This window comes from Streptomyces sp. NPDC055189 (assembly GCF_053606765.1).
On sequence record NZ_JBSGSG010000076.1, the window covers coordinates 16747 to 30960 of the forward strand.

At 71.9% G+C, this 14214-nt stretch carries 10 protein-coding genes; 6 read left to right on the plus strand and 4 right to left on the minus strand.

Annotated features, from left to right (window positions below; genetic code table 11):
- Nucleotides 1-60: 60 nt before the first annotated feature.
- Nucleotides 61-816 (minus strand): TIGR03089 family protein, encoded by a 756-nt coding sequence (locus ACWFR3_RS36125; RefSeq protein WP_453738926.1) that lies wholly within the window; start codon nt 814-816, stop codon nt 61-63.
- Nucleotides 817-954: 138 nt separating this feature from the next.
- Between ACWFR3_RS36125 and ACWFR3_RS36130 the strand changes: the two genes are divergently transcribed.
- The 3 genes from ACWFR3_RS36130 to ACWFR3_RS36140 all read left to right on the plus strand — a co-directional run bounded on the left by ACWFR3_RS36130 (nt 955) and on the right by ACWFR3_RS36140 (nt 4731).
- Complete coding sequence (locus ACWFR3_RS36130; RefSeq protein ID WP_453738927.1) at nt 955-2307, plus strand: peptidoglycan recognition protein family protein; 1353 nt, start codon at nt 955-957, stop codon at nt 2305-2307.
- A 135-nt stretch (nt 2308-2442) separates the two neighbouring features.
- A complete protein-coding gene (locus tag ACWFR3_RS36135) occupies nt 2443-3525 on the plus strand; it encodes a sugar phosphate nucleotidyltransferase (protein WP_453738928.1) in 1083 nt (360 codons plus the stop codon).
- A gap of 201 nt (nt 3526-3726) precedes the next feature.
- The gene (locus ACWFR3_RS36140) at nt 3727-4731 is read left to right on the plus strand and encodes a DNA-3-methyladenine glycosylase family protein (RefSeq protein WP_453738929.1); all 1005 of its coding nucleotides are present in this window, start codon (nt 3727-3729) and stop codon (nt 4729-4731) included.
- 218 nt (nt 4732-4949) lie between these two features.
- Here the strand turns inward: ACWFR3_RS36140 and ACWFR3_RS36145 are convergent, their stop codons facing one another.
- From ACWFR3_RS36145 to ACWFR3_RS36155, 3 genes are read right to left on the minus strand one after another with little or no spacing between them, the layout of a single operon-like run.
- Nucleotides 4950-6278 carry a coenzyme F420-0:L-glutamate ligase gene (locus ACWFR3_RS36145; RefSeq protein ID WP_453738930.1) on the minus strand — a complete coding sequence of 443 codons (1329 nt, stop codon included), beginning with the start codon at nt 6276-6278 and terminating at the stop codon, nt 4950-4952.
- Nucleotides 6275-7231 carry a 2-phospho-L-lactate transferase gene (gene cofD, locus ACWFR3_RS36150; RefSeq protein WP_453738931.1) on the minus strand — a complete coding sequence of 319 codons (957 nt, stop codon included), beginning with the start codon at nt 7229-7231 and terminating at the stop codon, nt 6275-6277. Before cofD ends, ACWFR3_RS36145 begins: the two co-directional genes overlap by 4 nt.
- A 34-nt stretch (nt 7232-7265) precedes the next feature.
- Nucleotides 7266-7781, minus strand: coding sequence for a cysteine dioxygenase (locus tag ACWFR3_RS36155; protein ID WP_453738932.1), 516 nt, complete (start codon nt 7779-7781; stop codon nt 7266-7268).
- A gap of 746 nt (nt 7782-8527) precedes the next feature.
- Here ACWFR3_RS36155 and ACWFR3_RS36160 point away from each other — a divergent pair.
- The 3 genes from ACWFR3_RS36160 (at nt 8528) to ACWFR3_RS36170 (ending at nt 14204) form a co-directional block, all read left to right on the plus strand.
- A complete protein-coding gene (locus ACWFR3_RS36160; protein ID WP_016642094.1) occupies nt 8528-8791 on the plus strand; it encodes a WhiB family transcriptional regulator in 264 nt (87 codons plus the stop codon).
- A gap of 227 nt (nt 8792-9018) precedes the next feature.
- Nucleotides 9019-12705 carry a glycosyltransferase gene (locus ACWFR3_RS36165; RefSeq protein ID WP_453738933.1) on the plus strand — a complete coding sequence of 1229 codons (3687 nt, stop codon included), beginning with the start codon at nt 9019-9021 and terminating at the stop codon, nt 12703-12705.
- The gene (locus ACWFR3_RS36170; RefSeq protein ID WP_453738934.1) at nt 12702-14204 is read left to right on the plus strand and encodes a DUF5719 family protein; all 1503 of its coding nucleotides are present in this window, start codon (nt 12702-12704) and stop codon (nt 14202-14204) included. The genes ACWFR3_RS36165 and ACWFR3_RS36170 overlap by 4 nt, the downstream gene beginning before the upstream one ends.
- Nucleotides 14205-14214 lie beyond the last annotated feature (10 nt).

Here is a 14214-nt window from a genome sequence, read left to right on the forward strand (position 1 = left end):
GCGGGCCAGGGGCCGGGGTGGGCCGATCGGGTGGCGGGGGCAGCCCGGGAGGGGAGCGGGCTACTTGGTGGTGGCCGTGACCCGCTCGTCCTCGATCCGCTTCGCCAGGCCGTCCCCGGACAGCTGGTCGAGATGTCGGCAGAGCACCACGGAGCCGCCCGCCGCCAGCGGGGCGTACAGCCCGGAGCTCAGGCCCTCCCAGGTGTCGTACGAAAGACCCGAGAGCAGCCGCGAGCCGGGCGCGAGCTCCAGCTTCCCGGCGTCGGCGCGGGCCCGCTCCACCAGCTCCGCACCCGTCAGCCCGTCGGCGCCGCCGACGGCGAGGGCGGCCTCGTCCGGGTCCACGGGCGCGTACGGGGCGAAACGGTCGCCCTGGCTCGGCACCTCGACCGCGTAGTCGGAGAAGCCGTCGGGAGCCTGCGGGAAGCGACCGCCGAGCGGCCGCAGCGCGAGCGCGACCCGCTCCCCGGAGCAGGCCCGCGCCGCGTCGAGCGACTCGGGCCCGCTGACGACGAGGTCGGCGCCCGCCGGGTCGCCGCCCACGTCCGCGACGACGCCGACGGACGAACAGGCGAGCAGCCAGACCGCCGTCTGCCAGTGCGCGGGCAGCAGCAGCGCGAGCCGGTCACCGGGCTCGGCGGCGAGGTCGCCCTGGAGCAGGTTGGCGGTCTTGGCCACCCAATTGGCGAAGGTGGCCACGGACAATTCGACGCGCTCACCGGTGGCGTCGTCGTAGAAGGTGATGAGCGGGCGGCCCGGGTCCGCGGCGAGCGCGGATCGCAGCAGGTCGGCAGGGGTGCGGTCGGTGGCATTCACGGGCGCAAGGGTACGCGCGTGCTCCGTTGACCCCGGGCGTGGCGGGGGAGTGCGGGCCACCGGTTCGGCGGACACGAACAGACGGACCGTCAATTCCGCAATGGACAGAAATGCCCGACTGTGCCAACTATCAGTCGTATGCGTGGATTTCTAGCTTCCTCGATCGGCGTCACGTGCGCGGCCGCCCTGGCGCTTCCCCTCACCCTGCCGTCGTCCGGCGCCCGTGCCGAGACTCCAGCCGTCCAGTCGCAGGACGGGCGATCCGCGGAGTCGGTTCCGGGCAGTACCCAGTCCCTCCCGCTCGCCCCGCTCGGCTCCGACCGTTCACCGGGCGGCGGCGCGTCCGGCGAACAGGGCCTGCTCCAGCGAGAGGTCCGCCCCTTCTCCCTCGTCGGCGTCGTCTGGGACGACCCGGACGCCGAACTGCACGGCAGCGTCCAGGTCCGCACGCGGGCGAGCGGCACCGACAAGTGGTCCTCCTGGCAGGCCGTGGAGACGCACAACCACGAGCACGCCGCCGACCCGGACGCCGAGGAGCGTGCCTCGGGCAGGGTCCGCGGCTCCACGGCACCTCTGTGGGTCGGCGACTCGAACGCGGTCGAGATCCGCGTACGGGGTGAGGCGGGTGAGCAGGAGGGAAGCGAGGCGGCACGGCACCGCTCGATCGCGGGGGTCCCCGCCGATCAGGTCCTTCCGGAAGGGCTGCGTGTCGAACTCGTCGACCCCGGCGCCGAGCCCGCCCCGCTGAACGCCCGGCCCCAAGGCGCCCAGGCCGCGGCTCTTGCGGGCGAGAACGCGGCCGTCCTGCCCGCGCTCAGCAAGAAGGAGACGGAGGCCGAGCTCATCGCGGCCCGCGGCCCGGAGGCGGCGGGGAAGGCCAAGCCCTACGTGGGACCCCGGCCGCGCATCGTCACGCGCAAGGGCTGGGGCGCGAACGAGAAGCTGCGCGAGAAGAAGTTCGCGTACACGAAGACGGTGAAGGCCGCCTTCGTGCACCACAGCGCGTCCGGCAACAACTACCGCTGCTCACAGGCGGGATCCGTGCTGCGCAGCATCTACCGCTACCACGTCAAGAGCAGCGGCTGGCGTGACTTCGGCTACAACTTCGCGGTCGACAAGTGCGGAAACATCTACGAAGGGCGTGCCGGAGGTGTGGCCAAGCCCGTCCTGGGGGCCCACACTCTCGGTTTCAACACCAACAGCACGGGCATCGCCGTCATCGGCAGCTACGGCTCCTCCAATCCGCCGGCGGCAGCCGTGAACGCGATCGCCCGGCTGACCGCGTGGAAACTCGGTCTGTACGGAGCGAACCCGCGAGGATCGACATATCTGAAGTCCGGGGGTGGCAATCTGTACAAGAAAGGCAGGAACGTCCGGCTCCATGTGATCTCCGGGCACCGTGACGGCTTCGCCACGGAGTGCCCCGGTATCCGCCTGTACAAGAAGCTGGGCAAGGCCCGGTCGACCTCGGCCAGGCTCCAGGGCCGCTGAGGCGCGCTGAGGCCGACGCACACCGCACGACCCGCACAGCGCACTGCACGACTGCACGATCTGCAAAGCCATCTGCATACACTGGCCGGCCGCGACTCAAGTTCGGCCGGCCCCAGCAGGAAGCAGAGACGACAGGTGACAGAAGCGATCCTCCTGGTCGGCGGCAAGGGCACCCGGCTGCGTCCGCTCACGGTGCACACCCCCAAACCGATGGTTCCGGCGGCAGGCGTCCCGTTCCTCACCCACCAGCTGGCGCGGGCCCGCGCGGCAGGCGTGGAGCACATCGTCCTGGCGACCTCCTACCTCGCCGAGGTCTTCGAGCCGTACTTCGGTGACGGCTCGGCCCTCGGTCTCCACATCGAGTACGTCACGGAGACCGAGCCCCTGGGCACGGGCGGCGCGATCCGCAACGTGGCATCGCGCCTGACCTCGGGACCCGACGAACCGGTCCTGATCTTCAACGGCGACATCCTGACAGGCCTGGACATCCGGGCCCTGGTCTCGACGCACGAGGAGTCGGGGGCGGACGTCTCCCTGCACCTCACGAAGGTCACCGACCCGCGCGCGTTCGGCCTCGTGCCGACCGATGACACGGGCAGGGTGCAGGCGTTCCTGGAGAAGCCGCAGACCCCCGAGGAGATCGTCACCGACCAGATCAACGCGGGCGCGTACGTGTTCCGCCGCTCGGTCATCGACACCATCCCCGTGGGCCGCCCCGTCTCGGTCGAACGCGAGACGTTCCCCGACCTCCTCGCCTCCGGGGCCCACCTCCAGGGCATGGTCGACTCGACGTACTGGCTGGACCTGGGCACGCCCCAGGCCTTCGTACGCGGCTCCGCCGACCTGGTGCTCGGCCGCGCGCCGTCCCCCGCGATCCCCGGCCGCTGCGGCGACCGCCTGGTCCTGCCGACCGCCACGGTCGCCCAGGACGCGAAGCTCACCGGCGGCACGGTCGTCGGCGAGCACGCGGTGATCGGCGAGGGCGCGCGGGTGGACGGCAGCACGGTCCTCGCGGGCGCGGTCGTCGAACCGAACGCGGTGATCACGGACTCACTGATCGGCGAGGGCGCGAGGGTGGGCGCCCGCACGATCCTGACGGGCGCGGTGATCGGCGACGGCGCGGACGTCGGCCCCGACAACGAACTGCGCGAGGGCGTACGGGTGTGGTGCGGGGCGGCGTTGCCGGCGGGGGCGGTGCGGTTCTCGTCGGACCAGTAGACCCCTTTCAGGGGTTACAGCCCGTCAGGGGTCTGGATTCCCAGCCCGTCATGGGGGTCCCCCCCTGCTCTTTAAGAGCTTGGGGGAGTTTGAGGACGAACTCGGCGGAGCCGGTGATTTCCGACACGCAAGGCCCCGGCGCCCAGCCGGTTTTCGGGAAGGGGCGGGGTTGGGGAAATAAAAGCCCTTACCCTCGTACAGATGTCATCCCGTTTCGCCCCCCGCCCCACCCGCACCACGGTGCGCGGCGGCGAAACGGTGGTGCCCGGGGGAGTGCCCCGTCGCCCCTCGACGGGGCGAACCCGCACCTGGACCCCGCCCTACCCCCTGAACCTCGGCCTGACCCTGGGCCCCCTGCGAAGGGGCCCCGCGGACCCCACGTTCCGCGCGACCCCCGACGGCTCGGCCTGGCGAGCCACCCGCACCCCGGAAGGCCCCGGCACCCTGAGGGTCGCCCTCCGCGCGGAGTCGGTGGAGGCGGAGGCGTGGGGCCCGGGAGCCGCCTGGCTCCTGGACCAACTCCCGCTCCTCCTGGGTGAATCGGACGCCCCGGAGGACTTCGTGCCCCGCCACCGCCTCCTCGCGGTCACGGCACACCGCCGCCCCGGCCTCCGCCTGATCCGCACGGGCCTGGTCCTGGAATCCCTGATCCCCTCGATCCTGGAACAGAAGGTCACGACGGACGAGGCGTACCGCGCGTGGCGCCTCCTGGTCCGCAAGTTCGGCGAACCGGCCCCCGGCCCGGTCCCCGCCCAGCTGCGCATGCACGTCATGCCGGACCCGAGGACCTGGACCCTGATCCCGTCCTGGGAGTGGCACAAGGCGGGCGTGGACGACAAGCGCGCGTCGACGATCCTGCGGGCGACGCGCGTGGCCGCGCGCCTGGAGGAGGCGGCGGCGATGGAGCCGGCGCAGGCGCAGGCCCGCCTGGAACTGATCCCGGGCATCGGCCCGTGGACGTCGGCGGAGACGATCCAGCGCAGCAACGGCGCTCCGGACGCGGTCACGGTGGGCGACCTCCACCTGCCGGGCATCATCGGCCACGCCCTTGCGGACAACCGCACGGCGGACGACGAGGAAATGCTCCGCCTCCTGACCCCCTACGAGGGCCAACGCCACCGAGCGGCCCGCCTCATCCTCCTGAGCGGCAGAACCCCCTCCCGCAGAAAACCGGGAATGCCGAAGTTCGACATAGCCAAGATCTAAGCCCCGCAAGGGGCGCGGGGAACGCCGCGAGGCCCCGTAAGGGCGCGGAGAACGTCACGAGCCCCGTAAGGGGCGCGGGGAACGGCGCGAGCAACCACACCAAACCCGCAGCCGAAGTTCAGGGGCGCGGGGAACGGCGCGACCAGCCCCCACAACCCGCAGCAAAGGCGCAGCCAAGCCGAGGCCGCAGGCCAAGCCGAGGCCGAAGGCCAGGCCCGCTACAGAACCCGGACGAAGTCCCCCGCATCCCGCGAAGCCCGAGCCGCAGGCTCCCCCGCCGGATGCCCCACAGCCACCGCCCCCATCGGGTCCCACGACCCCGGAAGCCCGAGCACCTCCCGTACGACGTCCCGGCAGAACATCGTCGACGAAACCCACGCGCACCCAAGACGCTCCCCGGCAAGCGCGACGAGGAAGTTCTGCACCCCGGCCCCGGCGGCGACCACGAACATCTCGCGCTCGGCGGCGTCCCGCCGCTCGTCCCCGTACGTATGGGAGCCGTCCATCACCAGGCAAGGCACCACCAGATAGGGCGCCCTGCGCAGGACGTCCCCCCGCCGCACCCGCTTCTCGATGGACTCCGCGGACTTCCCGTCCCGCTCCAGGTCCGCGACCCAAGCGGCGCGCATGGCGTCGAGCAGCCGCACCCGCGACTCCTCGGACTCCAGCAGGACGAACCGCCACGGCGTCGTGTGATGCGGCGCCGGCGCGGTCACGGCAGCCTCCACGGCACGCCTGACGGCTCCGGGGTCCACCGGATCGTCCGTGAACTCCCGGACGGTCCGCCGCTGCGTCACAGCCTCACGTACGGCCTCGGACGTCCCGAGCCGGAACATGTCGTCACGTGAGCTCCGCACCATGGCGCGGGCCCCCTCATCGGACCCACCAGCCTCCGCCACCACATGCGGCAGCCCCCGGACCACCGCCACCGGCAGCCCTTCGGCCTTCCCCTTGACCAGATCCCCGGCGGCGGCCAGCTCGTCCGCGGTGGCGACGACCGTCGCGCTCAGCGGATTGCCGTACGCGTCCACGCCGCCCCGCAGATCGTCGAGGACCCGCACGCCCGCCGCCCCGATGGCGACATCGGTCAGGCCGTTGCGCCAGGGCCGCCCGAAGGTGTCCGTGACCACGACCCCGACGTCCACGCCCAGCAGGTCCCGCAGCCCGTCCCGCACCGCACGCGCCGAGACGTCGGCGTCCTCGGGCAGCAACAGCACGGTCCCGTACGCCGTGTTCGAGGCATCGACACCGGCGGCGGCCATGACAAGGCCCTGGCGGTTCTCGACGATGCGCAGGGTCCCGCGCCGCGCCACGACCCGTACCGTCTCCGCGTCGATGGCCGCCTCGCGGTCACCGGCCTCGACGATCCGCCCCTCGGCCTTGCTGACGATCTTGGAGGTGACGAGGAGCACGTCACCGTCGGCAAGCCCCGGCTCGGCGGTGGCGATCAGCTTGGCGAGATCGTCCCCCTGCCGAACCTCGGGCAGCCCGGGAACGGCCCACACCCGAAAAGTCGGAGGGGAGGCCGAAAGGGAGGAAGAACTCACGCCCGCACCTCCTCCGCCAGCGCAAGCGCCGCCCGCGCCATCTCGGCGGTCGCGTCGACGTCGCTCATCATCAGCGGGATCGCACGGCACCGGATCCCCGCCGACTCGACCTGCTCCACGACCCCGGCGTCCACCGTGTCGACGAGCCAGCCGTCGAGCAGACCGCTTCCGTAGTGCTCGGCGACCGCAGCGGCCGTCGATTCCACGCCCACCGCGGCGAGCACCTTGTCGGCCATGCCCCGCACGGGCGCGTCCCCGACGATGGGGGAGAGCCCGACGACGGGCACGCCCGCGTCGGCGATGGCCTCGCGGATCCCCGGCACGGCGAGGATCGTGCCGACGCTCACCACGGGGTTGGACGGTGGGAAGAGCACGATGTCCGCCTCCGCGATCGCCTCCAAGACGCCGGGCGCGGGCTTGGCCTGGTCGGCGCCGACCGGCACGACGGCGTGCGCGTCCACGGACGCCCGAAGCCGCACCCAGTACTCCTGGAAGTGCACGGCCTTCTGCTCGCCGTCGACCGTGACGGCGACATGCGTCTCGACGCGGTCGTCCGACATCGGGATGAGCCGCACGCCCGGCTGCCAGCGCTCGCACAGCGCTTCCGTCACCGCGCTGAGCGGGAAGCCCGCGGCCAGCATCTGCGTCCGCACGATGTGCGTGGCGAAGTCCCGGTCGCCGAGCCCGAACCACTCGGGCCCGACTCCGTACGCCGCGAGTTCTTCCTTGACCTTGAACGTCTCGTCCGTACGTCCCCAGCCCTGCTCTTCGTTGATGCCGCCGCCGAGGGTGTACATCACGGTGTCGAGGTCGGGGCAGACCTTGAGGCCGAACAGGTGGATGTCGTCACCGGTGTTGCCGATGACGGTGATGTCCGCGTCAGGCGCGGCTTTCTTGAGCCCGCGGAGGAAACGGGCGCCGCCGATACCGCCGGCCAGGACCACAATGCGCATGGGCCCAAGCATGTCAGGCAGGTACGACAGCGTGTCAGGCGGTTACGACATCTCCGGCCGCCTCGGCGGTGTCCCGCACGCCGCACCGCGCCGCGTGCATCGGCATGTCGGTCAGGCCGGGGTAGTAGACGTGCAGGCTGACGGCGGGCTCCAGGGAGTCGTTGACGACGTCGTGGACGTACCCGGGCGCGAACACGCGCTGGGACCCGGCGCCGAGCGCGCGCTGCCCGCGCTCCGTACGCTCCGTCAGTTCACCCTCCAGGACCGTCAGTACGCCGGAGGAGAGGCCGTGGTCGTGCGGCCCGCTGCCCTGTCCTGGCACCCAGGAGAGCAGCCAGACCTCGTAGCCGGGCCCGGTGCGCAGGCGGTGGTACCAGCGGCTCGTCGCGTCGTACTCGACGAGGTGGGCCCACTGCGTGCGGTCGGCCGCGATGCCGCGGGCCATGCCGACGAACTCCGCCACGGTGGCGGGGTGCTCGCGGGCGGGCTGCAGGAGGTGCGTGACTTCGAGGATGTCGCCGGCGATCTGGAGGTCGCTGTCGCTGTTCATGGTGCGGTGGTTCCTCAACGTGAGTGTCAGGAGTCGCTAGGGCGCTGAAGCGAGGGAACAGAAGAGGGCTGCGAGGCCGAAGAAGAAGCAGAAAGAGAAGGCGGCTCGGGCGGCGATACGGCGCCCGAGCGGGCTCGACAGCTGGAAGCGGGAAACCTCAACAGCTGGAGCAGGAACAACGACAGCGCGCGTGGACAGCACCGAGGAGCCCGCTGGTGCGGGTCGTCGAGAGAGCCAAGTTCGCGAGCATGCCCACAAGGAGACCGGCTCACACCTTCTCTGTCAACTCTATGTCCGTTATGCGAGACATGTTTCACCTCATCCGGTTGTTCTGTGAGGTGAAAGGTTTGTGCACCCGGCACACGGGACACCCAGGGGACACGTTGCGCTTCAACCGGCGCGACCGGCTCGTAAACCCCGTTGTGATCCCGTAACCCGAATGTGATCCGCTTCGCTTCGGCGGACCGGTCGCAACGGGATCGATCTCGGCGGCGTCCTTCCCTGATGAGGGTGCCCGGCGAGGCGGTCGCGCGATGCCTCGGTACGGGCCGCTGACGGCTGTCAGGGTTTATGCCGATTTGAACACTTTCCGCATTACCTTGGTTCCGCAGGGTGAATAAGGGGCCCAATAGCAGATCTCGGCTTGACTGGCCCGGATCGGCACACTTGTAATTTCACTCGTGTCGTTCAGCCGAAATCGGTAACGGCAAGCACCACGGGGACGCACAGACAGACGAGGGGCGCACATGACCGAGCTGGTTCAGGAACTGCTGGTCGAGGACGCGGACGAGGAACTCGGCTGGCAGGAGCGCGCGCTGTGCGCCCAGACCGATCCCGAGTCCTTCTTCCCCGAGAAGGGCGGCTCCACGCGAGAGGCCAAGAAGGTCTGCCTCGCCTGCGAGGTTCGCTCGGAATGCCTTGAGTACGCACTGGCGAACGACGAGCGGTTCGGAATCTGGGGCGGTCTTTCGGAGCGCGAACGCCGGCGCCTGAAGAAGGCTGCCGTCTGAACTCCAGCCAGTTCGGAGCGAACAGGAGACCGATAGCAAGAGCCTGTTCCGCCCGAACAATCGGCACACACCCCTACGTAAGGAACAGCCCGACGTCCGTGGGTCATCCACAGGCGGCGGGCTGTTGTGATGCCAGCCGTTAGTGTGGGGCCCCGTCCGAGACGCCCCGGCGCCCCCATGAAGCGCAGGCGTCCACCGCAGTCCATCGAACCGGGGCCCGTACCTCGATGTCCGTGCACAGCCATCCGGCAGCCGCTCACCACGACGCTGCCGCTCCTGAGTTCCCGCGGCACGTCGTCACCGCCGTGATCGTCTCCCACGACGGCGCCCGCTGGCTGCCCGACGCCCTGGCCGGCCTGCTCGGCCAGGACCGCCCGGTGCAGAACGCCGTGGCCGCGGACACCGGCAGCGCGGACGACTCCGCCCGCCTGGTCACCGAGGCACTCGGCCCCGACCGCGTCCTGCACCTGGCCCGGCGCTCCGGCTTCGGCACCGCCGTCGACGAGGCGAACCGCACCGCCGGCATGCTGACACCGGAAGAGCTGCCCTACCTGAAGCGCCCCAGCGGCTGGGACCCGGTCAGCCGGACCTGGCGCGACGACAACTACGACCTCCCGGAGTTGCCGCACGGCGAGCCCGAGCAGTGGCTCTGGCTGCTGCACGACGACTGCGCGCCCGAGCCGGGCGCCCTGTCCGAACTGCTCCGCGTCGTGGAGAACGAACGCGAGGTCGGCAAGGACGTCGCGATCGTCGGCCCCAAGCTGCGCGGCTGGTACGACCGCCGCCAGCTCCTGGAAGTCGGCGTCTCCATCGCCAACAGCGGCCGCCGCTGGACCGGCATCGACCGCCGCGAACAGGACCAGGGCCAGCACGACCACGTGCGGCCCGTCCTTTCGGTGTCCACCGCGGGCATGCTGATCCGGCGGGACGTCTTCGACGAACTCGGCGGATTCGACCGGCGCCTGCCGCTCATGCGGGACGACGTCGACCTGTGCTGGCGCGCGCAGAACGCGGGCCACCGCGTCCTGATCGCCCCCGAAGCCGTCGTGCGGCACGCCGAGGCCTCCTCGCGCGAGCGCCGCACCGTCGACTGCGTCGGCCGTACGTCGACGTCGCCGCACCGCGTGGACAAGGCGGGCGCCGTCTACACCCTGCTCGTCAACGCCCGCACGGCCGTGCTGCCCTGGGTGCTGTTCCGGCTCGTGGTGGGCACCCTGCTGCGTACCGTCGCGTATCTGGTCGGCAAGGTGCCCGGCCAGGCCGTCGACGAGGTCGCCGGACTCCTCGGGACGCTGCTTCGGCCCGGACGGATCACCGCCGCCCGCAAGAAGCGCGGCAAGTCGGCGCTCGAACCGGCCGAGATGCGGCCGCTCTTCCCGCCGCCCGGCGCCACCGTGCGTGCCACCGTCGAACAGGTCGCGGGCAATGTCGTCGGCCGCTCCGACCCCGAGGCCGTCACCGGCGCGGGACGGCACGGAACCGTCGAGTCCGGACCCGGCGGGGACGACGCCGACTTCCTCCAGGTCGAGCAGTTCGCACGGCTGAAGCGCCTGGCCCGCAAGCCGGGTCCGATGCTCTTCGTGGTGCTCCTGTTCGCCTCCCTCATCGCCTGCCGCGAACTCCTCGGCAGCGGTGCGCTCGCGGGCGGCGCGCTCCTTCCCGCACCCGGCGACTCCTCCGGCCTCTGGGCGCGCTATCTGGACGCCTGGCACCCCGTGGGGACGGGCGGTACGCAGTCGGCGCCGCCCTACATCGCGCTCGTCGCGGGGCTCAGCACCCTGATGTTCGGCTCCACCGGACTCGCGGTCACCGTGCTCCTCGTGGGCTCGGTGCCGCTTGCCGGGTTCGCCGCCTACTTCGCCTCACGGCCGCTCGTCGAGTCGCGCCTGCTGCGCGCCTGGGCCTCGGTCGCGTACGCCTTCCTGCCGGCCGCCACGGGCGCGCTCGCGGGCGGGCGCATCGGCACCGCCGTCCTCGCGATCCTGCTGCCGCTCATGGCGCGCGCGGGCATCGCGGCCAGCGGGCTGACCTCGGCGGAGGGCAACCGCGGCAGCTGGCGCGCCTCGTGGGCGTTCGCCCTGCTCCTGACGATCACCACCGCCTTCACGCCGGTCGTGTGGCCGATCGCCCTGGTGCTCGGCCTCGCGCTCCTCGTGGTGCGCAGGGGCGACATCACGGCGTACGGCCTCCGGTTCCTCGCCGCGCTCGGCACCCCGCTCCTGATCCTCGCGCCCTGGTCGCTCTCGCTGCTGCCCTTCGGCTTCTTCGGAGAGGCCGGGCTCGAATTCGGCGCCGGCTCCGCGACCGGGCTCGACCTGCTCGGGAGCAGCCCCGGCGGTCCCGGCACCGTGGACGGCCTTCTGCTCATCGGCATCGTGCTCGCCGCCCTCGCCGCGCTCCTGCGCACCGAGCGGCAGCTGGCCGTCCGTACCGCCTGGCTCGCCGCGCTGGTCTCACTGGTCTTCGCGGCGCTCTCGAACGGCTCGGCGTGGGCGGGACCCGCCACCCTCGGGTACGGCATCGCCCTCCTTGCCGCCGCCGCGCTCGGCGCCGACGGAGCACGCACGCGTGTCGCCGAGCAGAGCTTCGGCTGGCGTCAGCCGGTCGCCGTCCTCATCGCCTTCGCGGCCGCCGCCGGGCCGCTGCTCGTCGCCGCCGGGTGGATGATCCGCGGCGCCGACGGCCCCCTGGAGCGGCGCGACCCGGTGCAGGTGCCCGCGTTCGTCGCCGAGGAGAGCGGCACGCAGGACCAGGCCCGCACGCTCGTCCTGGACAGCGAGTCGGCCGCCCGGGTCTCGTACACGCTCGTCCGCGGCTCCGGCGCCCGGCTCGGTGACGCCGAGCTCGCCGAGGCCGGCGGTTCGAACCGGAACCTCGACAAGATCGTCGCCAGGCTCCTCGCGGGTTCCGGCGCCGACCAGGCCGACCAGCTCGGCGGCTTCGCCGTCCGTTACGTCCTCGTACGCGACGGCGCACCCCGCCAGATGAGCCGCACCCTGGACTCCACGCCCGGCCTCACCCGGCTCAGCCAGGAGGACGGCAGCGCCCTGTGGCGCGTGGACCGCCAGGTCTCGCGCGCCGCGATCGTGCCCGGCTCCGGCGACCCCCAGCCGGTAGCCGCGGGGCCCGTGGAGCTGCACACGAACATCCCGGCCGGTGACGAGGGCCGCACCCTGCGGCTCGCGGACGCCGTCGACGCGGGCTGGACCGCCACCCTGGACGGCAGCCCGCTGACCGCGACCACGCTGGACGGCTGGGCACAGGGCTTCGACCTGCCCGCGACGGGCGGCCGTCTGGACGTCACCTACGACGCGCCCATGGGCCACACCGCGTGGCTCTGGGCGCAGGGCGCGCTCGCCGTGGTCCTGGTGGTCATGGCCCTTCCCGGACGCCGCCGGCACGTGGACGACGACCTGCCGGACGAGCCCGTCATCCCGGCCCAGCCGGTCGAGGGCGAGGGGCGCAGGGCGCGCAGGCTGCGGGCCGCTCAGGCCGAGCAGGAAGCCGCGCAGGCGCAGGCGGGCGCCGGACAGGACGACGCCGGTACGCCGCCCCCTCCTCCGGAGGAGGAGGCCTTCGCCGCGGTGCCCCAGCAGCAGTCGTACGAGGAGTGGGAGGCACCTGCCCACACGGGCGCCGACTACGGCACGTACCAGGGCGAGCAGCAGTACCAGGACGCTCAGTACCAGGACGCGCAGTACCAGGCGGGCGGCTACGACCAGTCCGACCAGATCGGGTACCAGGACCCCTACCAGGGCGGCCAGTACGACCCGTACGCCTACGGAGGCGCACAGGGCGGCGCCGAGCAGTACGGGCAGTCGTACGACCCCGTGTACGGGCACCAGCAGCCCCCGGTGCCGCCACAGCCGCCGCACGGCACCGACAGTGAGCGCCCCGACGGGAGCCAGCAGTGAACCGCACGACCCAGTCCCTGATCGCCGCGGTGGCCGCCCTCGCCGCCGTCACCGGATTCGCCGTGGCCAACGCGCCCGACGGCAGCGGCGACGACGGAGCGAAGGCGGCGGCGCGGCTGCCCGTCGAGCGCACCAGCCTGCTCTGCCCGGTGCCCAGTTCGTCCGACCTCGCCGAGACCTCGTACACGGCGTTCACCCCCAAGGGTGAGGAATCGGGTGAAGCGGGCAAGGCGGAACTGCTGCCCGCGACAAGGGAGTTGACGGACGCCCCCAAGGGCGGCGACAACAAGGAGGCCAAGAAGGCCGCCAAGCCCTTCCTGACCCCGAAGACGCCGGGCAAGCCCGTCACCGGTGAGGAGTCCGGGGGAAGTTCACCCGCGCTCCTGGGCACCGCGGACGGCAAGCTTGCCCCCGGCTGGACCGTCCAGCAGACCACCAAGTACTCCGTGGGCAGCGGACGCGGCATCCAGGGCGCCAACTGCACGGCTCCCGACACGGACTTCTGGTTCCCCGGCGCGAGCACCGACAAGGACCGCAGCGACTACGTCCACCTGACCAACCCGGACGACTCGGCGGCCGTCGTCGACATCGAGCTGTACGGCAAGGACGGCGCCCTCAAGACCGAGGTGGGGGAGGCGATCCAGGTCCAGCCGCACTCCAGCGTCCCGGTCCTGCTCTCCACGCTCTCGCCCAAGGAGCAGACCAACCTGACGATGCACGTGACCGCGCGCAGCGGCCGGGTCGCGGCCGCCGTGCAGTCCTCGGACGACAAGCTCGGCGGCGACTGGCTGCCCGCGTCCGCGGACCCCGCGAGCCGTTTGGTTCTGCCCGGCATCCCCAAGGACGCCACTTCGGTACGTCTGGTGGCCTTCGCGCCGGGCGCCGCGGATGCCGACCTCAAGGTCCAACTGGCCTCGCCCACCGGCTCGATCAGCCCGGCCGGACACGCGAACCTGCACGTCAAGTCGGGCATGACGAGCGCCGTCGACCTGGCCGACGTCACCAAGGGCGAGGCGGGCTCGCTGGTCCTGACGCCGACCGAGGACGCGGCGCCGGTGGTGGCTGCCCTGCGCGTCACCCGGGGCAAGGGCGCCGACCAGGAGGCGGCGTTCATCCCCGCCACGAACGCGATCGGCACGCGCGCGACGGTGGCCGACAACCGGGCCAAGGGGTCCACGCTCTCCCTGGTGGCCCCCGGCAAGACCGGGAGGGTGAAGGTCACGGCTTCGGGCGGTTCCGAGGGCGGCTCGTCGACGAGCAAGACGTACGCGGTCAAGGGCGGTACGACGCTGGGCATCAAGGCCCCTGTTCCGAGCGGCCTCAAGGGCACGTACGCGATCACGGTGGAGCCGGTCTCGGGGGGCGAAGTCTACGGCTCCCGCATGCTGGAGTCCCCGGAGGACGGCATCCCCATGTTCACCATCCAGACCCTGCCGGACGACAGGGGGACGGTGTCGGTGCCGGAGGCGGAGCAGGATCTGAAGGTGCTGCAGAAGTAGCGCGGCCGGC